The 22,249-nt window shown below is 58.5% G+C and carries 21 protein-coding genes; 11 read left to right on the plus strand and 10 right to left on the minus strand.

Annotation, left to right across the window (positions count from 1 at the left end; all coding sequences use genetic code 11):
* Positions 1-24: 24 nt before the first annotated feature.
* Complete coding sequence (locus tag CP97_RS04075; protein ID WP_048884902.1) at positions 25-2,343, minus strand: EAL domain-containing protein; 2,319 nt, start codon at positions 2,341-2,343, stop codon at positions 25-27.
* 195 nt (positions 2,344-2,538) lie between these two features.
* Between CP97_RS04075 and CP97_RS04080 the strand changes: the two genes are divergently transcribed.
* From CP97_RS04080 to CP97_RS04095, 4 genes are all read left to right on the plus strand, one after another.
* Entirely contained in the window at positions 2,539-3,204 is a 666-nt protein-coding gene (locus CP97_RS04080) for a glutathione S-transferase family protein (RefSeq protein WP_048884903.1), read from the plus strand.
* Positions 3,205-3,276: 72 nt separating this feature from the next.
* Complete coding sequence (gene dapE, locus CP97_RS04085; RefSeq protein WP_048884904.1) at positions 3,277-4,425, plus strand: succinyl-diaminopimelate desuccinylase; 1,149 nt, start codon at positions 3,277-3,279, stop codon at positions 4,423-4,425.
* Positions 4,426-4,443: 18 nt separating this feature from the next.
* Positions 4,444-5,691, plus strand: coding sequence for a dicarboxylate/amino acid:cation symporter (locus CP97_RS04090; protein WP_048884905.1), 1,248 nt, complete (start codon positions 4,444-4,446; stop codon positions 5,689-5,691).
* A gap of 30 nt (positions 5,692-5,721) precedes the next feature.
* The gene (locus CP97_RS04095) at positions 5,722-6,225 is read left to right on the plus strand and encodes a nuclear transport factor 2 family protein (protein WP_048884906.1); all 504 of its coding nucleotides are present in this window, start codon (positions 5,722-5,724) and stop codon (positions 6,223-6,225) included.
* 84 nt (positions 6,226-6,309) lie between these two features.
* Here the strand turns inward: CP97_RS04095 and nth are convergent, their stop codons facing one another.
* Genes nth through dapB form a run of 4 tightly spaced genes read right to left on the minus strand, consistent with a single transcriptional unit; the run spans position 6,310 to position 9,607 of the window.
* Positions 6,310-6,960, minus strand: a complete 651-nt coding sequence (gene nth / locus CP97_RS04100; RefSeq protein WP_048884907.1) for an endonuclease III — start codon at positions 6,958-6,960, stop codon at positions 6,310-6,312.
* A gap of 5 nt (positions 6,961-6,965) precedes the next feature.
* Complete coding sequence (locus CP97_RS04105; RefSeq protein ID WP_149036413.1) at positions 6,966-7,685, minus strand: ZIP family metal transporter; 720 nt, start codon at positions 7,683-7,685, stop codon at positions 6,966-6,968.
* Positions 7,682-8,851, minus strand: a complete 1,170-nt coding sequence (locus CP97_RS04110; protein WP_048884909.1) for a M48 family metallopeptidase — start codon at positions 8,849-8,851, stop codon at positions 7,682-7,684. Before CP97_RS04110 ends, CP97_RS04105 begins: the two co-directional genes overlap by 4 nt.
* Before the next feature lie 24 nt (positions 8,852-8,875).
* Positions 8,876-9,607 (minus strand): 4-hydroxy-tetrahydrodipicolinate reductase, encoded by a 732-nt coding sequence (gene dapB / locus CP97_RS04115; protein WP_048884910.1) that lies wholly within the window; start codon positions 9,605-9,607, stop codon positions 8,876-8,878.
* A 117-nt stretch (positions 9,608-9,724) separates the two neighbouring features.
* Here dapB and CP97_RS04120 point away from each other — a divergent pair, with 117 nt between their 5' ends.
* Positions 9,725-10,417 (plus strand): NAD-dependent deacylase, encoded by a 693-nt coding sequence (locus CP97_RS04120; RefSeq protein WP_227819663.1) that lies wholly within the window; start codon positions 9,725-9,727, stop codon positions 10,415-10,417.
* Between the two features lie 36 nt (positions 10,418-10,453).
* On the opposite strand, the gene CP97_RS04125 is transcribed toward CP97_RS04120, so the two are convergent.
* From CP97_RS04125 to mutM, 5 genes are all read right to left on the minus strand, one after another.
* Positions 10,454-10,915: a hypothetical protein gene (locus tag CP97_RS04125; RefSeq protein WP_048884912.1), complete on the minus strand. Its 462-nt coding sequence runs from the start codon at positions 10,913-10,915 to the stop codon at positions 10,454-10,456.
* A gap of 129 nt (positions 10,916-11,044) precedes the next feature.
* On the minus strand, positions 11,045-11,851 hold the full coding sequence (locus CP97_RS04130) for a HesA/MoeB/ThiF family protein (protein ID WP_048884913.1): 807 nt from the start codon (positions 11,849-11,851) through the stop codon (positions 11,045-11,047).
* Positions 11,852-12,269: 418 nt separating this feature from the next.
* Positions 12,270-13,673 (minus strand): chromosomal replication initiator protein DnaA, encoded by a 1,404-nt coding sequence (gene dnaA, locus CP97_RS04135; protein ID WP_418202086.1) that lies wholly within the window; start codon positions 13,671-13,673, stop codon positions 12,270-12,272.
* A 514-nt stretch (positions 13,674-14,187) separates the two neighbouring features.
* Positions 14,188-14,448, minus strand: coding sequence for a 30S ribosomal protein S20 (rpsT, locus tag CP97_RS04140; protein WP_048886705.1), 261 nt, complete (start codon positions 14,446-14,448; stop codon positions 14,188-14,190).
* Positions 14,449-14,597: 149 nt separating this feature from the next.
* On the minus strand, positions 14,598-15,413 hold the full coding sequence (gene mutM / locus CP97_RS04145) for a bifunctional DNA-formamidopyrimidine glycosylase/DNA-(apurinic or apyrimidinic site) lyase (protein ID WP_048884914.1): 816 nt from the start codon (positions 15,411-15,413) through the stop codon (positions 14,598-14,600).
* A gap of 55 nt (positions 15,414-15,468) precedes the next feature.
* Between mutM and CP97_RS04150 the strand changes: the two genes are divergently transcribed.
* The 6 genes from CP97_RS04150 to dut are packed head-to-tail and all read left to right on the plus strand — an operon-like array spanning position 15,469 to position 22,227.
* Positions 15,469-16,212 (plus strand): class I SAM-dependent methyltransferase, encoded by a 744-nt coding sequence (locus CP97_RS04150; protein ID WP_048884915.1) that lies wholly within the window; start codon positions 15,469-15,471, stop codon positions 16,210-16,212.
* A 1-nt stretch (position 16,213) separates the two neighbouring features.
* A complete protein-coding gene (gene ubiB / locus CP97_RS04155; RefSeq protein ID WP_048884916.1) occupies positions 16,214-17,782 on the plus strand; it encodes a 2-polyprenylphenol 6-hydroxylase in 1,569 nt (522 codons plus the stop codon).
* Positions 17,770-18,900 carry a hypothetical protein gene (locus tag CP97_RS04160; protein ID WP_149036414.1) on the plus strand — a complete coding sequence of 377 codons (1,131 nt, stop codon included), beginning with the start codon at positions 17,770-17,772 and terminating at the stop codon, positions 18,898-18,900. The genes ubiB and CP97_RS04160 overlap by 13 nt, the downstream gene beginning before the upstream one ends.
* Positions 18,876-19,997, plus strand: a complete 1,122-nt coding sequence (locus CP97_RS04165) for a hypothetical protein (protein ID WP_149036415.1) — start codon at positions 18,876-18,878, stop codon at positions 19,995-19,997. Before CP97_RS04160 ends, CP97_RS04165 begins: the two co-directional genes overlap by 25 nt.
* A 48-nt stretch (positions 19,998-20,045) precedes the next feature.
* Positions 20,046-21,764 (plus strand): bifunctional phosphopantothenoylcysteine decarboxylase/phosphopantothenate synthase, encoded by a 1,719-nt coding sequence (locus CP97_RS04170; protein WP_082863871.1) that lies wholly within the window; start codon positions 20,046-20,048, stop codon positions 21,762-21,764.
* On the plus strand, positions 21,757-22,227 hold the full coding sequence (dut, locus tag CP97_RS04175) for a dUTP diphosphatase (protein WP_048884919.1): 471 nt from the start codon (positions 21,757-21,759) through the stop codon (positions 22,225-22,227). Before CP97_RS04170 ends, dut begins: the two co-directional genes overlap by 8 nt.
* Positions 22,228-22,249: the final 22 nt, after the last annotated feature.

Consider the following 22,249-nt stretch of genomic DNA (forward strand, 5'->3'; position numbering starts at 1 on the left):
GTTAACCATTAATGTTTGTAAAGTCTAAACCATGTTTGTTAGCATCTGACTTTGACTATCCTTTTGAAATTCAATGATACTATCTATATCCACAGGCCTTGAAATCGCAAAACCCTGGGCCACGAGGCATCCTGATTCGCGTAATTTTGTTAACGTCCGGCTATCCTCGACGCCCTCTGCAACAACAATGATTCGCAAGTCGCGTCCCAATTGCAGCACGTTGCGCACAATACCTTCCGCCTTTGTGTCGACTGCCATTTGGGAAATGAACAACCGGTCCACCTTGAGCTCACTAAAGGGGAGGCGCAGCAGTGCTTCCAAGCTTGCCGCACCCACGCCAAAATCATCCATCGAAATCTTGATGCCGAGCGCGCTCAATTCTTCCAGGATATGTCCGGCATGTTCGAGGTTGGAGATCCTATATGTCTCGGTGATTTCCAGCGTTAGCCTGCGCGCGTCGAAATCGGTGTTGGACAGAACCTTGGATACAAGCTGCACGATAGCCCGTTCATGCACAAGCGTCGCCGATATATTCACCGCTACCGGAATGTGCAGCCCTGCCGCTTCGAATGCCTTGCCTGCCTTGCACGCCTCTTCGAGAACGAATTTGGTGAGCTGACTCATGCGCCCGGCGGTTTCACACTGGCGGATAAAGCTATCAGGCGGGATGTGGCCCTTGTCAGGGTCCTTCCAGCGCACCAGTGCTTCCACGCCGACGATCTCGCCAGTCTGCACTGTCACCTTGGGCTGGTAGACGAGGTAGATCTCGCCATTGGCCATTGCCGCGTCGATCCGCGCCTGCAGCGAGATGTTCCAGATCAGGTCCTCTTCCGAGGTGCTGTCGGCAATGGCGATTGGTTCAAATGTCTCATTGGTCTTTTCGGCCACGTCCACCGCCGAGGCAAGGCGCCTGGCAACCATTGGACTGGGCGTGATATCGACCCCGAATGTAATGCCGACATCGACTTGTTGATCGCCCACCATCAACGGCGACGAGAACAGTGCGCGCAGACCCTCAAGGTGTTCCAGCAGCAGAGCCGGTTCCTTTTCGGCGATGGTCCAGGCAATCAGATGTCCCTGCCCGAGATAAATCGTGGCGTCCTGCGTTGCGGCCTTCAGCCGGGAAGTGATGCGCAGGACGTACTCGGAATGCAATTCCTTGGGAAGCGTACGGCGCACCTGCTCGAACCGATGGATACGTGCAACGATAATGGCGGGCACATTTTCAGCGATCTCTCGGTCTGCTTCCAATGCAGCAAACGTCGGTAGATCGGTCTCCGGATCAACCAGCGCAAAAGACTTCGCCCACGATTTGCGCAAACGCAATCCACCAAAGATAGCCAGCATCACCATGAGATGTGCAAAACCGGTGCGGATATCGAGATGGGCTGCTACTACTATTAACACAGGGACCGAAAGCACCATTGCCGCATAGCCAAGCCTGCGCTTTTGTGCCGAGGTGATCTGGCTTGCCAACGCGAGGCCGAGCACGAGACACAAGGCTGACCAGATGGCAGGAAGATAACCGGCTTGACCGGTTTTCAGTGTTTCTGCTGCCAATACATGAACCAGCGTCGGCGAAACTTCAGTCAGACCCGGAATGTTGAAATTCGCTCCATCGGCGCGATTCTCGCTTCCGACGACAATTGATTTGTCGGCCAGTTCAGACAGATCGGCATCTGGAGAGAGAACTTCCGAAAGCGTTAGCGAAGGAATAGTATCCAAAGAAAAGTTGTAGCTGATAGGGAAAAGCTGACCAGGCTTCCCTTCAATTCCCGCCAAATGTGCAGCGAGGCTGGGGAGTTCGCTTTCGCCGTGTTCGACGACGTAAACGGTGTCCCAGGCATAGCCCATGAAGTTCTTGTAGAGATGGCCGCCAACCTGCTGCACGCCATCTGCTATCGCGGGAATAGAGCGATTTCTTGCACTCTTCCCATTCAATCCGGTGCGCACGTTTTGCACCAGAAACGCGCGTCCGCTGAACTGGCGAAGCGCAGTGTTCAGATCATCGTCTGTTACTGGGTTGGTTGGCCTGTCGAACACGCCATCGATATAAGCTGCCCTAGCGCCTGCTTCGTCGAGCCTTCGCAAGAGCTGTGTTAGCGCCCGTCGGCCTTCGGGTCGGTCGGGGGCGGTGAGATCCTGTTCGCTACTGATGAAAACGATATCACCAGATGCCGGTTGTGATACGATGCGGCTCTGCGCCATCCACACGAATTGATCGATCGGTGTCAGCAGTGTTAGCGTCGCAAGGACAAGCGAAATCGCTCCGGCCCAAAACACATGTTTGAGCCGTTCGAGCCGCTTTGGCCCCATCAATACTGTCGGTTTGGTTCCGACCACTTGCTACCCTTTTTCAGCCCGCTTGAGATGCGGAGAGAAGCCTGCTCTGACACAAGATGGTAAACAAAGCAGAAACGCTTTTTACAAGTTCTACCAAGACAAAGGTTGCACCTCGTTGATTACTGCACCTTCGTTCAGGCTCGACAGGTCCAACCTTGATGGTTACGCGTCGGCAAAACGGGAACATCGCTCGATATGAAGCTCATCATTGGAAATAAGAACTATTCGAGCTGGTCATTGCGTGGCTGGCTTGCGGCCAAGCAAAGCGGTCTGCATTTCGAGGAATTGACCGTCAATATCGACGGTGATGATTGGCAGGCGATGAAGCGTGAAAAGGGCGAATTCGTCCCATCCGCCGGCAAAGTCCCTGTTCTGTGGGACGGTGACATCGTGGTGTGGGACAGCCTCGCCATTCTTGAATATCTGGGCGACAAGGTCGGCCGTGACCGGTTCTGGCCAAAGCCCGATGGTGCACGCGGCATGGCACGGTCGATGGTGGCGGAAATGCATACCTCGTACCTCTCGCTGCGCCGCAATTGTCCGGTCAATATCCGCGGCCGCATCGCTGTTGACCTTAGCGATGAAACGAAAGCGGACATTGTGCGCATTCTTGGCCTGTGGGCAGAAGCGCGCGCGCGTTTCGGCACTGGCGGACCCTTTCTTTTCGGCACTTTCTGCGCTGCCGACATCTTTTATGCCCCGGTGGTCAGCCGGTTTATCACCTATGGTATTGGCGTGCCCGGTTTTGCAGAGGCCTATATGCAGGCTATGTGGGAGCATGCCTGGATGCAGGAATGGGTCGAGGCCGCGTCTGCAGAAGAATGGACAATTTCGCAATTTGAAGTGGGCGACAAGGCCTAGTCGCAGGCCTGGAGATGCTTGGGCACTAGCCGTGGCTGGAAACTGCCTTTGTGCTGGGCTATCGCAGCGGTAATGACACAATCAGACAATGCCCTGGATCTCGCCCGCCATCTCATTGCCTGTGAAAGTGTGACGCCTGCACGCGGGCCGGTGTTCGACATGCTCGAACAGATGCTCACTCCGCTTGGTTTCGATGTGCACCGCTTCATCCGTGGCGAAGGGCCCGAGGGCAGCGAGGAAGAGGCGGTCGAAAACCTTTACGCCATCCGCCGTGGACCGGCAGGATCGCACCATTTCGCCTTTGCCGGCCATGTCGACGTGGTGCCGCCGGGTGAAGGCTGGGCGAGCGGGGCTTTCACGCCTGAAATTCGGGGCGACCTGCTGTATGGGCGCGGCGCCGTGGACATGAAGGGTGCGATTGCCTGCATGGTGGCCGCAATTGCTGATATTCCCGCAGAGGCAGGTTCGATCAGCTTCATCATTACAGGCGATGAAGAAGGACCGGCCTTGCACGGCACGCGCGCGCTGATTAATCTGATGCGCGAACGTGGCGATATTCCCGGCGTTATCCTTGTAGGGGAACCTACCAGCGTCAACCGTCTGGGAGACATGATGAAGATCGGGCGCCGCGGATCTATCAATATCTGGCTGGATGTTGGCGGCGTGCAAGGCCACGTCGCCTATCCACATCTGGCTGACAATCCACTGCCCAAACTCATTGCTATCCTCGGCGAACTCGATGCACTGGTGCTCGACGAGGGTACCCAGTGGTTCCAGCCCAGCAATCTGGAGATAACCGAGATCGACGTGCCCAACCGCGCGCATAATGTGATACCTGGACAGGCGAAAGCGCGTATTTCGATCCGGTTCAACGATCTGCATTCGGGTGCTTCCCTGTCCGAGAAAGTCACCGCTATTGCCGAAAAGCACGGCGGGCGTGCGCGTCCGGTTATCAGCGGAGAACCGTTCCTGACGCCGCCGGGCGTATTTTCGAAGATCATTGCAGATGCAGTAAAGGCGGAAACGGGCGCGGCGCCCGAGGCATCCACCACTGGTGGCACATCGGATGCCCGCTTCCTGAAAGACATTGCCCCGGTAATCGAATTCGGCCTGGTTAACGCGACCATGCACAAAACAGACGAGGCGGTGGCCATTGCCGATCTCGATACGCTAAGCCGCATATACAGGCGCGTCGTGCTTGCGACATTTGCCGAAGACTGACCGAAGGATAACGCGCGCATGTTGAAAGCCTGGTTCGCAATTCCCCTGTGGCAGCGCGTGGTCGCAGCCTTGTTACTTGGCGTGGTGCTCGGCCTGTTCTGGGGCCCGGAAGCCGAAAGCATAAAGTGGATCGGCGATTTCTTCATCAAGGCGATCAAGATGCTGGTCGTGCCGCTGATTTTCTTCAGCCTTGTATCCGGCGTCGCGGCGATCGGCGATTTGCGCAAACTGGGCGCAGTTGGCGGACGCGCCATTCTCCTTTTCGTGGTGACTGGCCAGATCTCTGTCTGGCTGGGTCTGGCGCTGGGAACCGGCGCGGTTAATCTGGGGCTGTTCCCTTCACGCGAAGCGCTTGGCACGCCTGAAGTGGCAACGCCTGAACCCAATGAAACCACGCCGGTCGACATGATCCTTTCGATTGTGCCCGATAGCCCGGTGCAGGTGATGGCAGATGTCGCCGTGCTGCCACTGATCGTGTTTTCCCTGCTGCTGGGGATCGGCATCCTGATGGCCAAGGAGGACGGCCTGCCAGTCCAGAAGGTATTCGATAGCGGCGCAATCATCATGCAGAAGGTGACGATGATCGTGATGGAACTGACCCCCTTTGGCGTCTTTGCGCTGATGGCTTGGGTTTCAGGGACGCTGGGCGTGGATGCGCTGAAGGCGTTGAGCTGGCTGGTCCTGCTTAATTATACGGGCTGCCTGCTGATCATTTTGGTCATGTATTCCGCGATGATCAAATTCCTCGCCAAATTGCCGGTCGTGGATTTCTTCCGCGGAATTGTGGATGCCATTGCGGTCAGCTATTCCACGGCCAGTTCCAATGCGACGCTGCCTGTCACTCTGCGTTGTGCGGAACGCAATCTGGGGGTCAGAAACTCGGTTGCCGCCTTTGTGATTTCGCTTGGGGCGACGATCAACATGAATGGCACGGCCATGTATCTTGGCCTTGCCACATTGTTCGGAGCGCAAATTTTCGGGGTGGATCTGAGCTGGGGCCAGTATTTCCTCATCTCAATCCTTGCGACCTTGGGAGCCATCGGCGCGGCGGGCATTCCCGGCGCGGGCCTGATCATGATGGCACTGGTGTTCGGCGCGGTTGGCGTGCCCCTGGAAACCATAGCCTTTGTGGCTGGCGTCGACCGGATTATGGATATGATGCGGACCACAACGAATGTCAGCGGCGATGCAGCCGTGGCGACGACGGTGGCGAGCATGACAGGCGATATTGATCGCGAGGAAATGATCAGCGCAGACGATGTGTAAAGCGCGCATGCAGCCAAGAAGGAAAAATGTATGAAGTTCTTCATCATCGGTGCAGCTGTCATGGGACTTGGCACCCCCATGTCTTCACCCGCCTTTAGCCAGAACGCGCAGCACGAAGCGGAGGATGCAATCGCGCAGCAAGCCGTGGTGGAGCAATTTTATGATGCCTTCGGTACAGGTGACATGGCCACGATTGCTGCATTGCTGAGCGATGATGTAGAATGGGTTGAGGCTGAGGGCGGTCCCTATGATGCGGACAATCCCTATATTGGCCTGGTGGAACTTGGCAGCGGCGTATTCGGCCCTATCGCTGAGGTTTACGGTGATTTCGCCGCGACGCCGCTACGCTTTACCTCCCAGGATAATCGCGTGGTGGTAGAAGGTCGTTATACGGGCACACATGGCGAAACGGGCGAATTGCTTGATGCGCAATTCGTCCATGTCTTCACCGTCGAGGGGGAGCGGATCGTGGCCATGCAGCAATATACTGATACATATCAATGGCGGCGTCTGGCAGGCACGTTGAACGATTGATCTGCAAATAGCCGCGGCCATGCCCGCAACTATTTGACGAAATTCCAGATGGTGCCGTGCCGCCCGTTGACCGCTAAGGCGGCTTCAGCGCGCTTTCGGCTTTTTCAGCACCTTGTTCCGGTAACTGCACAGATCGACCAGCCCGCAGCGCCAGCATTCCGGCGTGCGTGCCTTGCAGACATAGCGGCCGTGCAGGATCAACCAGTGGTGTGCATGCAGCCGGAAGGGTTGGGGGACACGCTTCTCCAGCTTTGCCTCGACCGCTTCTGGTGTCTTGCCTTTGGCAAGGCCGGTGCGATTGCCCACGCGCAGAATGTGGGTGTCGACTGCAAAGGTTTCCTGCCCGAACCAGCAATTGAGCACCACGTTGGCGGTTTTGCGGCCCACGCCGGGCAATCGCACGAGGTCCTCGCGCGTGTCAGGCACCTTGCTGCCATATTCGTCCACCAGCAGCTGGCTTAGCGCGATGACGTTCTTCGCCTTGGAATTGAACAGGCCGATGGTCTTGATGTGTTCGCGCAGGCCCTCTTCTCCCAGATCTATCATCTGCTGCGGCGTTTCTACCTTGGCAAACAAAGCGCGGGTTGCCTTGTTGACCCCGACATCGGTCGCTTGTGCCGAGAGCGCCACGGCGACGACAAGCTGATAGCAATTGCCATATCCCAACTCCGTTTCAGGGGCTGGATTATCCTCTGCCAATCGGCGGAAGAATTCGAAAATCTGGTCTTTGTTCATGATATTTACCCTGTGAGCCCGAAGCCGATCAGTGCCACGGCAAAGCCCACCACGGCGCCAAATGCGGGTGCCCATTCGCCATTCCCATGCGCCTCCGGGGCGACATCGTCGAATACGAGGTAGATAATCCCGCCTGCACAAAAGGTCATGATGGTGCCCAGAACTGTGCTTTGCATGGCGAAAAAGGAATATCCAAGCAGCGCGGCGACAGGGCCGATTACAATGGCCAGCGCCATGATACGCAAGATATGATGACGCACGAAGCCTTCATGGGCTTTGCGCACTTCGACATAGGCTCCGAACCCTTCTGGCAGGTTTTGCGCAACGAGGATTACCGTCAGGAAGATCGCCATGGGCAGATTACTGCCGATCACTGCGCCGACCACGATAGCTTCGGGGATAAAGTCCAGATTGAGCGCGACCAGCTGGCTGACCGGCGTGCCCGTGCTGTGAAGCCATTTGTCCAGGAGAAGAAACGCCAGGCCCCCCAGCACAAAGCTTGCTGCGCCAAGCCATAGCGGTTGCGTTTCAATGCCATGCGGGACCAGAACCAGCCCGACCGCACCGATCAGCGCGCCGCCGCCAAAGGCAGTAATACCGCGCTTCGCCTCTCCGGACAGGGAACCGCCACCACGCTCATCGAGATACCCCAGCCAAGCGCCTGCATAGGCTGCGCTGCCTCCAATAGCGCCAAACAGCGTCGCCAGCACAGCTGTCTGCATCACTCGGCGCTACTCGTGGTGTTAGCCGCCTTCCATTCCATCGCTGCGCGAACGCGGCTTTCTACGGAGGGGTGAGTGTAGAAAATCGCCTGCTCCAGCGGCCCTGCCAGCGGATAGCGATATTCAGCGGTCTTGATGAGCGCCCCTGCCAAGCCATCGGGCAGGCCGACCGTTTCCAGCGAATAGGCGTCCGCCTCACTTTCGCTAATGCGCGTCAGAGTATTTGTGATCGGCTGGGCAAGAGTGAACAACAGGCCCAGCACGAAGGCAAATACCGGCACGCCGCGTATGTCCTCAAGCGGCGCATCAGTGCCAAAGCGCCGCGCAAACCACGGATACAGGCGCGCCGTCAGCCAGAAAATCGCAATCGCGAGCATGCTCAACACGGCGAGCGCGCGCCATATATGGCCAAGCATGTAATGGCCGATTTCGTGCCCAGTCACCGCCTTGACCTCATCCAGCGAAGCGTCGCCCATCGCCACGTCGGATATGGCAATGCGGGCGTTGCTGCCCACGCCCGAAACATTGGCGGTGAGATTGTTGGACTGGCGCGATCCGTCATACATGAAGACGCGATCCTGAGGGACGCCTGCCTCTGTCGCGAGTGCCAGCACTGCATCACGCACATCGCTATCGGGGATGGGTTCATACTGGTTGAACAGTGGCTCTATCAGCACTGGCGAAAGCAGCAGAAGAAAGGCCGCGCCGCCCGCCACCAACGCCCCGCTCCATGCCCACCACAGCCGCCCCGTCTTGCGGATGAGCCAATAAATGCCGAGCAGCAGAAGCGCCCCGATTACTATGGTCAGAACGATGCCAATGGCGCCCTGCGCGAGAAAATCGCCAAGCGGCTGGTTGGTGCGGCCATACTGCACTTCACGCCACCATTCCTCATATATCGTATAGGGCAGCAGCAGCAGGCTATCGACCGTGATGAATACCGCGGCCAAAAGGAAGTTGCGTAGCGCCACGGACCGCCGCGCCAGTTTCCCCGCTACAAGGTCAAGAATGCCGCTGCGCACGATGATCCATGTGACGAGCACAGAAACCAGCAGGCCGGCAAGGATCAGCCAGTGATTGCCCGTGGTGTAATCACGTGCCAGCTCCAGTTCCTCACGGCTCAGCGTATCGATATAGGCCTGGGTGGCGGTCTGCGGGTCGAGTGCCATGCGTGTTCCCCTCCCGTGATCGGGCTAATCGAGACCGAGCACGTCCTTCATCGAATAACGCCCTGCAGGCTTGCCGATAAGCCACGTCGCGCCCTGCACTGCGCCGCGCGCAAATATAGAGCGATCTTCCGCGTTGTGCGACAGGGTTATGCGTTCCTGTGATCCAGCGAAGATCACCGAATGATCACCAGCCACCGTTCCGCCGCGCAAGGCGGCAAAGCCGATTGCACCGTCCTGCCGCGCGCCCGTATGTCCGTCACGCCCGCTTTCGCTATGCCCTGTCAGATCAATGCCCCGCGCGGCCGCAGCCGCTTCACCCAGCAGCAGCGCCGTGCCCGATGGCGCGTCCATTTTCATGCGGTGATGCATTTCGAGAATTTCGATATCCCATTCCGGGCCAAGTTTGGTCGCCGCCTGGCCCACCAGATGAGCTAGCAGGTTGACGCCAAGCGAGGTATTGCCCGTTTGCAGCACAGGGATATCCTGTGCGGCATCGGCAATTTCGCCCAGCTCCATTTCACTAAGGCCGGTGGTGCCGATAAGAATCGGAATATTCTCGCCCCGCGCGGCGCGCAGATTGTTCTCGATCGCCTGCGGTGCAGAAAAATCAACCAGCACATCGCTTTGTGCAGCAAGTTCGAAAGCCTGTTCACCCCTGCCAACGCCGCCTACCAGGCCATGTTTGCTGGTTGCCAGCACTTTGGCGATGGCCTGTCCCATACGCCCTTCAATCCCGATGATCCCAATTTTCGCCACACTCGACCCCGTGTCTGCCAAGGCCTGTTGATCGGCCGCTCTTTCTTCTAGCGAGGTGTAGAATTAAGGACAGCCTTTCGACAAGTTCGGGCCACATGAAATGGGGAGAGTGCCATTTTGCAGAACATCGTCATCCTGACAGGCGCGGGCATCAGCGCGGAGAGCGGTCTGAAAACCTTTCGTGCCGAAGATGGCTTGTGGGAAAACCATCCGGTGGAGGAGGTCGCCACGCCCGAAGGCTTCGCGCGAGACCCTGATCTCGTCCAGCGCTTCTATGACGAACGGCGAATGCGAGTGCTCGCCGCGCAGCCCAATCCCGCACATGAAGCGCTTGGCAGGCTGGAACGTGAATTGGGCGACCGGCTGCTGATCGTCACGCAGAATATCGACGATCTGCACGAAAGGGGCGGGGCGGGCAGGGTGCTGCACATGCATGGAGAAGTGCTGTCTGCATGGTGCCAGAGGTGCGATGCCCGCCATCGCTGGGAGCGCAGCTTGCGCGATGGCCCGTCCTGCCCTTCATGCGAAATGGTATCGCTGCGTCCGGATATCGTTTGGTTTGGTGAAATGCCCTACCAGATGGGTCGAATTTTTGGTGCGCTGGAACAGGCGGATCTGTTTGTCAGCATCGGTACCAGCGGCGCGGTCTATCCTGCCGCAGCTTTTGTGCAACATGCACGGGATGCCCGCGCGCGGACCCTTGAACTCAATCTGGAACGCAGCGCCGGTTCTGCCTTGTTTGACGAGACCCGCCTTGGGCCTGCCAGCAAATTGGTGCCGCAATTCGTCCAGGACATGCTGGCAGCTTGATCCCCCTCGCGCCGCCAGCATTCCGGACGAATTTTGTTATTGCGTCATCTCGATTTCGCGCAGCAGATACGTGCCCTGGATTTCGCGAATTTCATTGTAGAGAGTGACGACCGTTTCATTGGAGCTGTCCATGTTCGCCTCACCCCAGGCCTGCATGAATTCATCATACCGGGCGCGTGATGGCTGCATGTTTTCACCGGGAAAGGTGATTACCAGCATCATGTGAAATACGCCCTCGGCTGGGGCCATATTGGCATAAATGCCGTAATCTTCGATATGGCCAAGTTCCTTGGCAATTTCATTCGCGGCCACCCATGTCTGGTTCAGCCCTTCGAGATAGCGGTCCCACTGGCCTGGCTCGACACGCACCGTGGTCAATTCCGTTACCGAGTCGGAATATTCGTAATCCTCATATTCAGTTACCTGGGCCGTGGCCGGAGCCGCAGAAACACCAGCCGCCAGTGCGAATGCAAGGCTTCCAATCATCAAGTTTTTCATAGTCTTCCCCCATTGTTAAACGGCACGCCATCAAGGACGTGCTTCATCCGCGGGGACGGGCGACCCTCTCCGTAGAGATTTAGGATGCCCCTTTGGTGGAATTGAAGCTCTGACAATTTGGTTGCAAAGTCAATCAACCATGGTTTGGCCGCACGTGCGGCACGCGGGATCCTTGGCGATGTTGAGTGTGCGCATGCCCGGCTTGAGGCCATCCATCAGGTGCAATTTTCCCCAGCCGAGACTGCCCCAATCGTCCATCGGCGTGCCATTCGCATTGACCAGAATACGCACCGCCTGCATCGCCGCAAGGCTTCCGACCCAGCCGACCATCGCGCCCAGCACGCCATCTTCTGCACAGGTGTCGCAATCCTCTGCATCGAAGGCATCGCCCACAAAGCACCTGTAACAGGGCTGGTCGGGCAAATGTCCAGCAAAGGCGGCGACCTGCCCCTGAAAGCGTCCGACGGCGGCAGAAAGCAGCGGCACATCAGATGCGACGCAGGCATCGGATACGGCGAGGCGCGTCGCAAAATTGTCCGTTCCATCCAGCACCAGATCCGCCCCGCCAAGCAGATTGGCGGCATTGGCGGACGTGATGCGCGCATCGTGGATCGCAACGTCCAGACGATCATCAAAATTGGCCAGCCAGCGCCGCGCTGACACGGCCTTGCCATGGCCGATATCGCGGGTGGTGTAGATTGTCTGGCGCTGAAGATTGCTCGCTGAAACCTTGTCGTCATCCACCAGCGTCAATCGCCCGATGCCGGCGCCGGCCAGATATTGCAGCGCAGGCGCGCCAATGCCGCCAAGGCCCATCATCACGACATGCGCCCGAGACAATGCGGCTTGCCCCGCTCCGCCAATTTCAGGCAGCACGATATGGCGCGCATAACGATCGAGCCGGTCGGCGGAAAGTGGGTGAGGGTGATCAGTCATCGCCGCACACCTAATGGCAAATGCGCATTGGTAAAGCGGTGGATTGGCTGTCCTACAGGCTGTGGATCGTGGCAGCGGCTCTCCGATCATCTCCCGGCCTGTCCAAAACCTGTTTCTGCAGTTTTTTCCCTGTAATGTGTCCCCCTGCAAGGATTGCATGCAACATCCTGATAAATATATGAAAAATGGTAGGTTGGCGGGGTAACACGCTGTCACTTGTGTCACCCTGCACCCAATGGGCAAATCTGTTGAAAGCAGGCGCACAGGTCTGTGGAACGCGCAGGGAAAACCTGTGCGTTACAGCAGGGACAAGCCTGTGCGTTACAGCAGGGACAAGCCTGTGCATTGGTGTTGGAGCGATTGTGCGCGAGGGTTGGTCCGACGGCCCGCCGCAAGCCACGCCGCGATTAGCCCGATATCAGCTTTCGAGCTGTCGCAGCAGGCTGCGTACGTCGCCATCCATATCAGCGTCACGCTCTCGCAGGTCTTCTATCAGGCGGACTGCATGTATGACGGTGGAATGATCGCGACCGCCGAACTTGCGCCCGATTTCGGGATAGCTGCGCGGGGTGAGGACCTTGGCCAGATACATCGCCACCTGACGCGGACGGACCACCGCACGCGCACGCCGCTTAGAGCTCATCTCGCTGCGATCTATGCGATAGAACTGGCACACGGTGCGCTGGATTTCATCGATCGTGATGCGGCGACGGTTAGCGCTGAGAATGTCGGTCAGCTGTTCTTCGGCCAGTTGCAGGGACACTTCCTGTCCGGTCAATTGGGCATAGGCGATCAGCTTGTTGAGGCCCCCCACCAGCTCGCGCACATTGCGGCTGACGGTGCGGGCGAGGAAATCAATCACGTCGCCGGGCACTTCGAGTGGGGCGAAGCGTGTCAGCTTGGATTCCAGGATGGAGCGGCGCAATTCGATATCGGCAGGCTGGATATCCGCGACAAGCCCCATCGACAGGCGGCTGAGCAAACGCGGCTCCACCCCGTCCAGCGCCTGCGGAGCGCGGTCAGCGGCGAATACCAGTCGCTTGCCTTCAGCAAGCAGCGCATCGATTGTATAAAGCAGTTCTTCCTGTGCGGCGGCCTTGCCGATGATGAACTGGATATCGTCCACCAGCAGCAGATCAAAAGCGCGCAAACGGCCCTTGAATTCGATCATCTCGTTCGATTTGAGCGCCTGGACAAATTCGACCATGAAGCGTTCCGCGCTGCAATAGAAAATTCGCGCGCGGGGGAAGGCCTGCAAGTAAGAATGCCCGATGGCATGCATCAGATGCGTCTTGCCCTGACCTGTCGCGGCCTTGAGATACAGCGGGCTGAATTGCGGCTTTTCCGCTTTGGACATGCGTTCGGCAGCGTTCTTGGCCAGCACATTGGTGGTGCCGGTGACAAAAGCAGCGAAGGTCTGCGTGGGATCGAGGCCGATGGACGATGTGAAGCCGTCATCACCGATCGATTCCATCGCCATTGTCGCATCATTAGCGGCGCGATGGCCAAAACCGTCCTGCCCGCGCAGGTTGAAATCGGCAATCTTGCGACGGCCGGGATGCACGGTAATGGCGATGTGGCGCACTTCGCTCGATGCGATTTTCCATGCCAGCGAGAGCCGGTCGCGATAGCGCTCATTCACCCAATTGGCAGAAAATTCAGTCGGCAGATACAGATCGAGCGTGCCGCTCTCCTTGTTCAGCTTGCCCAGCTGGATCGGCTTGATCCATTGTGTGAAAAGTTGATGCCCCAAATCCTTGCGCAGTCCCTGACTGATATCTGCCCAGTCGGCCGCTAAATCCAATGCTTCCCGATCTTCCATGTTATTTTCTGCCACGTCACGTGTTTCCGCAGAGCTGCGGCCCTTGGACGGTCCCATCCGAATCATACTTGCAACCCCATATTTTCTAGCCCGCTGAACGACCACTGCACCATCGACACGCAAGACATAACTTCCCCCTGTCCAGCCCCGCAGGCGGATGCTGGAATCATGCGTATCGAAAACTCAATTTGTAACGCCGCTGGCGGTGCATCCTGCGGCTCGAAGCTTGTTATGAAGCAGTCACATTGATGAGCAAGGGGACGAGGCCAAATATATAATAATTTTGGATATTGACTCGTCCGTGAGCCGCAGGCTTGCGTCTAAGTTTCTGATTATCATAGATAGTTTTATGACAATCGTGCGAATCGCGGGAAATCCTCACCTTTCTTCCGCGTGCCTTCGTTTCCTTCGCAGACGCAAAAAAGGGGCCCGCACTGCAGCACGGGCCCCGTTCCGATTTCGTTCTGTAAAGCCTGCCGACAGCGGTGCGAATCGCCCGCGTCAAAGCGGCCAATCAGAGAGCAGCGATTCGCTTGCTCAGCCGGCTCATCTTGCGAGCGGCGGTGTTCTTGTGCATCACGCCCTTGGCAACGCCCTTGGCGATCTCCGGCTGGGCAGTTTTCAGCGCATCGGCAGCAGCCTGCTTGTCACCTTCGGTCACAGCAGTTTCCACTTTCTTCACGTAAGAGCGGATCCGGCTGATGCGCGCACCGTTGACTTCGGCGCGCTTGTTGTTGCGGCGGATGCGCTTTTTGGCTTGCAGCGTGTTGGCCATATATCGTTCCTGTTTCGGGCCACCAGCAAGCGGCCGCTTCCTTGTCTTGATGAGAATCGCGAAAAACGGCGACAAAGCGCCGGAAAGCGCGCCACATAGGCAAACTGGCCACATGCGTCAATGCTTTTGGAAGGCGCTCTGCTTTGGCATCATCGCTGACAGGCAGGGCAAAACCATGTGCTGCGGCCGCCCTGCACGATGCGCCGGATAGTCCCGCCACCGCAGCGCCTACAATCGTCACCTTCGCGGCCATAAACGCGAAAGCGGGTGGCGAAATAGCCTAATTCCCCGTCGGGCCGCGCATAATCGCGCAGGGAAGAGCCACCATCGCGAATCGATTCTGTCAGCACATCGCGGATGGCCGGCAGCAGCTTTTCCAGCGCTGGACGCCAGATGCGGCCCCCTGCCTTCCTTGGATCGATGCCTGCGCGAAACAATGCTTCACATACATATATATTGCCAAGCCCGGCCACTATGCGCTGATCGAGCAGCAGCAGCTTGATCGCTTGCTTGCGCCCTTTGATGGCGGCAAACAATTGCTCGACCGTCAAATCTTCGCCCAACGGTTCTGGCCCCATAACGGCGAAGGCGGGCCAATGATCGAGCTGAGCGGTATCGACCAGATCGACATAGCCAAAACGACGTGGATCGTTGAGGGCAAAACAATGGTCGGCGGTTTCCAGCACAAGATGATCGTGCTTGTCCGCCTGTTCAGGATCAATCCGCCAGCGCCCGCTCATGCCCAGATGGAAGATCATGCTGGTATCGCGGTCTGTATGGATCAGCCCATATTTGGCGCGGCGACCAAGCCCGGTCACGCGTGCGCCCGTCATTACCTGCACGAGATCCACGGGGAAGGGAAAGCGCATGTCGGGCCGGCCCAGCGCCACCTTTTCGATGCGCTGGCCTTCCAGGAACTGTGCAAGGCCGCGCACGGTTGTCTCAACCTCGGGTAATTCAGGCATGGATAGACCCTTATCACCCTTTGCGCTGCGCTCAATCTCTCCTAAGGCACGGAGCATGAGTGATCAGGTTTCCTTCGGCTATGAAGACATCGCCCCGGAAGACAAGACTGCGCGCGTAGGCGGCGTCTTTTCCAGCGTGGCAAGCAAGTATGACATAATGAATGACGCGATGTCGGGCGGGCTTCACCGTTTGTGGAAGGACCAGTTCGTGCGCCGCGTAAAGCCGCAACCGGGCGAGGCGGTGCTCGATATGGCTGGCGGCACGGGCGACATTGCCTTTCGCATGGCGGCCAAGGGCGCAGAAGTCGTGGTGGCCGATATCAATCAGGACATGCTCGATGTCGGGATAGAGCGGGCGATGGAGCGCGGACTGTCAGAAGGTGCAGGCGGGCTTTCATGGTCTTGCCAGAATGCCGAACAGCTCAGCTATCCCGATCGCCAGTTCGATGCCTACACCATCGCCTTTGGTATCAGAAACGTCACCCATATCGACCGCGCACTGGCAGAGGCGCACCGTGTGCTGAAGTTTGGCGGGCGTTTCTATTGCCTTGAATTTTCCACCATGACCTGGCCCGGAATGAAGCAGGCCTATGATTCTTATTCGCACAAGCTGGTGCCGCAGATCGGCAAGGCGGTTGCAGGCGATGAGAACAGCTATCGCTATCTGATCGAAAGCATTCGGCGCTTCCCGCCCATGCCGGAATTTGAAAAGCTCATCCGTGATGCAGGTTTCGCGCGCACCAGGGTAGAGCCGATCATGGGCGGCCTGGTCGCCATCCATTCAGGATGGAAGATATAGGGTGACGCGCCCTTCAACGCATATTTTCCGGCTGCTGAAATGGGGCCGCACGCTGGCACGCCATGGCGCGCTGCGCGGAATTGAACGCAATCCCACCATGCCACCACAGGTCAAGCGATTGGTGCGGGTGGCGCGCCTTGGCACGTTGCAACCAAGAGAGCCCGATTATGCCGGGGCATTCCAGGCGATTGGTCCGGCTGCGATCAAGCTGGGGCAGACCCTTGCCACGCGGCCCGATCTGGTGGGCGATGTTGCCGCGCATAATCTGTTGAGCCTGCAAGATAGCCTGCCTCCTGTACCCTTCCACGAAATACAGGCGCAGATCGAACGCAGCTTTGAAAGGCCGATGGAGGAGCTGTTTGCTTTGGTAGATCCCGATCCCATCGGGGCTGCCAGCATTGCGCAGGTTCATAAGGGCATCACCATCGAAGGGCGCGAAGTTGCCATCAAGGTGCTGCGTCCTGGCATTCGCGAGAAATTTGCGCAGGATATCACCACCTATGAATGGGCCGCTGCCCATCTCGAAGGACTGGGCGGTGAAGCGTCGCGGTTGCGACCACGCCTTACCATCGCCAATTTCAAACGCTGGACCAATAGCGAGCTGGATTTGCGACGCGAGGCGGCTTCGGCATCGGAGCTTGCCGAGTCGACGCGCGGGGTTGCAGGATATTGTATCCCCGATATCGACTGGGACCGCACCAATGGTCGTGTGTTGACGATCGAGTGGATCGATGGGGTCAAGATTTCAGATCGACAGGCGCTGCTCGAAGCCGGGCATGATCTGCCGGATCTTGCGCGGCGGCTGGTGCTGGCCTTCCTGACGCAGGCGATCAGCGGCGGATTTTTCCATGCCGACATGCATCAGGGCAATTTGTTCGTGAAGGCAGATGGGACCATCGCTGCCATCGATTTCGGGATCATGGGGCGGATCGATCAGCGCGCGCGCCAGTGGCTTGCGGAAATCCTCTACGGACTCATTACCGGCAATTATCGCCGCGTAGCTGAAATCCATTTCGAAGCGCAATATGTGCCCAGCTATCACTCGGTTGAGGAATTTGCCACGGCGCTGCGCGCTGTCGGAGAGCCGATGCGGGGCAAGCCGGTGAGTGAGCTTTCCGTCGGCCAGATGCTTGACGGGTTGTTCGCCATCACCCGCGATTTCGACATGCAGACGCAGCCGCATCTGCTGTTGCTGCAAAAGACAATGGTAATGGTTGAAGGCATTGCCACCCAGCTCGATCCACAGATCAACATGTGGAATGTTTCTGCGCCCTTCGTGCGAAGCTGGATTCGTGATGAGCTGGGCCCTGAAGCCGCGCTGGCGGACAAGCTCAGGCAGGATGGCGAAACCTTGCTGCGCATCCCGCAATTGATCCGTCGACTGGAAGAACATTTTCCACAGCGCGGCGGCGCGCCGGAGCAGCCGCCATTGCCTGATGTCGAACTTGTCTGGGAACGGCGCAGGCGCGGGGCATATCGTGGTTCGGGCAATTGGACGGGGTATCTATTGGCGGCCCTCATCGGGGCCGCCGCCGTTTTTGCGGGGAGTTTGGCGGGGTGGCTAGGATAAGATCGCGTCCCAAGAAATGGGATCGTTTTGCCAATTTCGCGCCAGGGGCGGCTTTGCTTGCCATCGCCCTTGTTGTCGCGGTGCTGGCCGCCGCCGCGCTGACCGCGCAATCGACGCAGCTAGCCATTCCGGTAATCCCTGCCGGCGATGCCAACCGCGCCGTAGAAGCAGAAGCGCGCGCAGACCGCCTTGCCGAGGCGGAGAAGCGCGATACCGATCTACAGCTTTATGATCGTATTGCAGAACGGGTGCGGGCGGGCGAAAATTACTATGCCGTTGCGGTAGAGGAGCAGCGCGCCCGCGATTTTCCTGTGCAACCGGGGCTGGCTGTGCGTTTGCCAACATTGGCCTTCATTACTGCCGCGCTGGGCGAATGGGGGATGATTGTGCTTGCGGCCTCTCTGGGCGTGGCGACGCTTTTGGCGTGGCATTATCGGCTGCGCGATACAGAGGGTGGGCCGGATCGCATCCGCTTCATCCTCATCTTGCTGGTGATTGGCGCATTGAGCGGGTTCAAGCCGCAATATCTGGTGCTGCATGAAGTGTGGGCCGGAATGTTCATCGCGCTGGCGTTGGGGCTATATCGCAGGAAAGCATGGTTCTGGGCCTTTGCCGCAGGTGTGCTGGCGCTGTCGCTGCGTGAACTGGCCTTGCCTTTCATTCTCCTGATGATGGTCCTGGCCTGGGCACGTGGCAATCGCGCAGAAGCGGCGGCATGGCTGGGTGCTGTGCTGGTGTTCGGCATCGCACTGTCCGTCCATCTGGCGCAAATTGCACAATATACCTCTGCCGCCGATCCGGCATCCCCCGGCTGGTTGGCACTGCGCGGATTGGCTGGCTGGACATCGAATATCGTGCTGTCGAGCCAGCTGCATCTCCTGCCCGGCTGGCTTGCCGCGCCGCTTGCAATTCTGCCATTGTTGGGATGGGCAGCATGGCGCAGCTGGTTCGGGCTGACAGGCTTTCTGCTGTGCTTCGGTTATGGCGTGGTATTCATGATCGCGGGCCGCGACAATAATTTCTACTGGGCACTGATCGTCATGCCCGTATGGTTCGTCGGCTATGCCTTCGTGCCGCGCGCGATGGCAAGCCTGTGGCATTCTGCACGAGGGCAATGATGGTGCTGCACGATCCGGTGGCACGGTGGGAAGGCCTGGATCGTCCGCTGCGCCATCTGCCACGTCGTGCTGCGATCGGACTTCTTGCCGTGCTGGCAGCAGTAATGGTCTGGTCCGCTGTCGACATCGGGCCGGGTCAGCAGGCGGCGGAAATTGACCGGAATGCCCCTGTTGCAGAGGATGATGGCGATCTTGCTCTTTATGCGCGCATTTCTGATCGTGTGGCTGCGGGTGAACCCTATTACGTGGCTGCAATGGCAGAGCAGCGGGCGGGCAATTACCCCACGCGCCCCTTCGTCACGGTGCGATTGCCGACCCTTGCGATGCTGCATGCACAGCTAGGGCTGCACGGCGTCACCATCTTGCTGAAAACGCTTCTGGCGGCTGTCATTATTGCTGTCATCCTGCGCATTCGGCGGCAGACACTTGCGCTGGAGCGCATCGGGGCGGGTGTATTGATGCTACTTGGTGGTGCGGCGGTGATCACGCTAGATGCCGCGCTTATCCATGAAGTGTTGGCGGGCCTGCTGCTCAGCCTTGCGCTGGCGATCTATCATCCGGATCGCTGGTGGCCCGCGCTGATTGCAGCAGCGCTTGCGCTTTCCTTGCGTGAACTGGCATTGCCTTTCGTGCTTTTGTGGCTGGCCTTTGCCCTGTCGCAACGCCGATGGCCAGAAGTGGCGGCGGTCGGTGCGCTGATGATCCTCTTCGCTATCGGCATGTATCTGCATTTCCTTGGCGTGGAGGCGCAGCGGCTGCCAGGCGATAGTGCGTCGCAGGGGTGGGATGCGCTGGCTGGCTTGCGCATGCCGATCTTCGCCATGTCACAGCTCACCGCCTTGCTGTTCCTGCCCTTGTGGCTTGCCGCGCCGCTTGCCATTGGGCCGCTGGTGGGCTGGGCGGGTCTGGGCGGCAGACTGGGCCTGTTCGCCGCAATCTGGTTTGCAGGATTTTTCGCCGCAATGGCCCTGTTTGCCCGTGCAGAAAATTTCTACTGGGTGCAGATGACCCTGCCGGCCTATTTCGCGGGCTTTGCCTTTGCCCCGCGCGCGTTTGCCGACCTTGCGCATGCCACCAGAATTGGCATGAAGGGCTGATGCGAAAGGCAATGTTAACCATCGTTTGCGATGGCGCGTGCTTGGACTATGAGCAGACAAGACCACTTGCTGGATCAAACGATCGAATCTGAACGGGAGGATAGTACGACCAATCCCCGAATCCTGCTCATCGTGGGCGGCGGCATTGCCGCGTATAAATCCTGCGAGCTGGTCCGCCTGATCAAGAAGGGCGGGGCAGGTGTGACCTGTGTGCTGACCAATGGTGGGGCGCAATTTGTCACGCCTATGTCGCTTGCAGCCTTGTCGGGGAATGAAGTCCACACGTCCCTGTGGGATCTCAAGAATGAGGCCGAGATCGGCCATATCCAGCTTTCGCGTGAAGCTGATATGGTCGTGGTTTGCCCTGCCACCGCCGACATGATGGCCAAGATGGCGGCGGGCATTGCGGATGATCTTGCCACTACCCTGCTGCTGGCCACCAACCAGCCGGTGATGGCGGTTCCCGCGATGAACGTGAAGATGTGGCAACACGAGGCAACGGTGCGCAATGTCCAGACCTTGCGCGATTCCGGCGTAAAGGTGATGGAGCCCGATATGGGCGATATGGCTTGCGGGGAATTCGGCCCCGGCCGCCTGCCGGAACCTGAAGCCGTATTCCTGGAAATTGCCGAGATTCTCGGGCTGGATGCCACTGCCGCCAGCACTGATATTGCCGCCTACCTTGCCCGCCGCAGCGCGCATGATGTCTTTGGCGAAGAAGATTTCGATGAAGATGGCGGCGGGTTGAGCGGCCTGTTATCATCCATCATCCCACGCACTGCTGCAAGCAAGGCGGACGATGGCGATGATGAATTTGAAGGCATGGAATTGCCCGAAGGCATCGTCGAAGGTCCTGATTTGCCCGATCCGGATCTTGCCGGCGTGGAACATCTCATGGCGAGGAAGGGCAAAGCCAGCGCCGCCCCACCCACCGACCGCGAAGCTATCAATCACGAAGTCAACGCGCGCCAGGCCACCCCGCAACCTTTTGAAGGGGAGGATGCAGCAGCGCCGGTCAATCCCATAGACGCGCCATCCGAGGTTTCTGTAGAGCGTGATCTCGACAGTTTCGATCCGCTCGACGGGCAGCCGGCTTTCGATCAGGATATCGAGCACCGCCCGCTATATGGCAAGCATGTGCTGGTGACCGCTGGCCCAACGCATGAGCCGATTGATCCGGTGCGCTATCTGGCCAATCGCAGCTCGGGCAAGCAGGGCTTTGCCATTGCCGCCGCCGCTGCGGCTGCGGGTGCCAAGGTGACGCTGGTGGCCGGTCCTGTTAATCTGCGCACCCCGTTGGGGGTTGAGCGACAAGATGTCGAAAGCGCTGAGGAAATGGCAAAGGCCGTGCGCACGGCCCTTCCTGTCGATGTTGCGATCATGGTTGCGGCCGTTGCCGATTGGCGCCCGCGCGATTTCAAGGGTGACAAGATCAAGAAGCGCGGCTCTGCCCCGCCAGCGCTTATTCTCACCGAAAATCCTGACATCCTCGCCAGCGTGGCTGCCAGCCCAAAGCGACCCGAATTGCTGATCGGTTTTGCCGCGGAAACCAATGACGTGGTGGAAAATGCGCGCAAGAAGCGCAAGAGCAAGGGCGTGGACTGGATCGTCGCAAACGATGTATCGGGCGATGTGATGGGCGGGAATGACAACCGCATACACCTTGTGCGCGAAGGCAAGGTCGAGCATTGGGCCGAGATGACCAAGCAGGATGTCGCAATGAAGCTCGTCACCGAAATTGCCGAAAGGCTGACAGAGGATGCCTGACGCGGGGCCGGACCGGGTCGGCGTGCAGATCAAACGGCTGGCGCATGGTGAAGGGCTGGCATTGCCATCCTATGCCACCAGCGGGGCTGCGGGCATGGATGTCCTTTCAGCAGAAGACGTAACGATCACGCCGGGCATGCGTTATCCAGTGGAAACGGGCTTCGCACTGGCTATACCGCAGGGCTACGAAATTCAGGTTCGTCCACGCTCTGGCCTGGCGCTCAAGCACGGTATTACCTTGCCCAATACCCCCGGCACGATAGATTCCGATTATCGCGGCGAGTTGAAGATCCTGCTCATCAACCATGGTGATGCGGATTTCCCGATTGCCCGTGGTGATCGGATCGCGCAGCTTGTGCTAGCGCCGGTAACGCTGGCGGTTTGGGGCGAAGTTGGCGAATTGGATGATACCGCACGCGGAAGCGGCGGTTTCGGCTCAACCGGCGGGCATGCCGGGCTTTAACGGCCCGGCGTCAATCGACCAG

This window comes from Aurantiacibacter atlanticus, assembly GCF_001077815.2.
GTDB classification, from domain to species: Bacteria; Pseudomonadota; Alphaproteobacteria; order Sphingomonadales; family Sphingomonadaceae; genus Alteraurantiacibacter; species Alteraurantiacibacter atlanticus.

What these genes read in the sequence shown, in the direction of transcription:
- CP97_RS04095 (WP_048884906.1), top strand. Translation starts at nt 5,722, where the DNA reads ATGAAGTTCTTCATCATCGGTGCAGCTGTCATGGGACTTGGCACCCCC.
- dut (WP_048884919.1), top strand. Translation starts at nt 21,757, where the DNA reads ATGCCTGACGCGGGGCCGGACCGGGTCGGCGTGCAGATCAAACGGCTG.
- CP97_RS04130 (WP_048884913.1), bottom strand. Translation starts at nt 11,851, where the DNA reads ATGACTGATCACCCTCACCCACTTTCCGCCGACCGGCTCGATCGTTAT.
- CP97_RS04110 (WP_048884909.1), bottom strand. Translation starts at nt 8,851, where the DNA reads ATGGCACTCGACCCGCAGACCGCCACCCAGGCCTATATCGATACGCTG.
- dapE (WP_048884904.1), top strand. Translation starts at nt 3,277, where the DNA reads ATGACACAATCAGACAATGCCCTGGATCTCGCCCGCCATCTCATTGCC.
- CP97_RS04170 (WP_082863871.1), top strand. Translation starts at nt 20,046, where the DNA reads ATGAGCAGACAAGACCACTTGCTGGATCAAACGATCGAATCTGAACGG.
- mutM (WP_048884914.1), bottom strand. Translation starts at nt 15,413, where the DNA reads ATGCCTGAATTACCCGAGGTTGAGACAACCGTGCGCGGCCTTGCACAG.
- CP97_RS04125 (WP_048884912.1), bottom strand. Translation starts at nt 10,915, where the DNA reads ATGAAAAACTTGATGATTGGAAGCCTTGCATTCGCACTGGCGGCTGGT.
- nth (WP_048884907.1), bottom strand. Translation starts at nt 6,960, where the DNA reads ATGAACAAAGACCAGATTTTCGAATTCTTCCGCCGATTGGCAGAGGAT.
- CP97_RS04090 (WP_048884905.1), top strand. Translation starts at nt 4,444, where the DNA reads ATGTTGAAAGCCTGGTTCGCAATTCCCCTGTGGCAGCGCGTGGTCGCA.
- CP97_RS04080 (WP_048884903.1), top strand. Translation starts at nt 2,539, where the DNA reads ATGAAGCTCATCATTGGAAATAAGAACTATTCGAGCTGGTCATTGCGT.
- CP97_RS04150 (WP_048884915.1), top strand. Translation starts at nt 15,469, where the DNA reads ATGAGTGATCAGGTTTCCTTCGGCTATGAAGACATCGCCCCGGAAGAC.
- rpsT (WP_048886705.1), bottom strand. Translation starts at nt 14,448, where the DNA reads ATGGCCAACACGCTGCAAGCCAAAAAGCGCATCCGCCGCAACAACAAG.
- dnaA (WP_418202086.1), bottom strand. Translation starts at nt 13,673, where the DNA reads ATGGAAGATCGGGAAGCATTGGATTTAGCGGCCGACTGGGCAGATATC.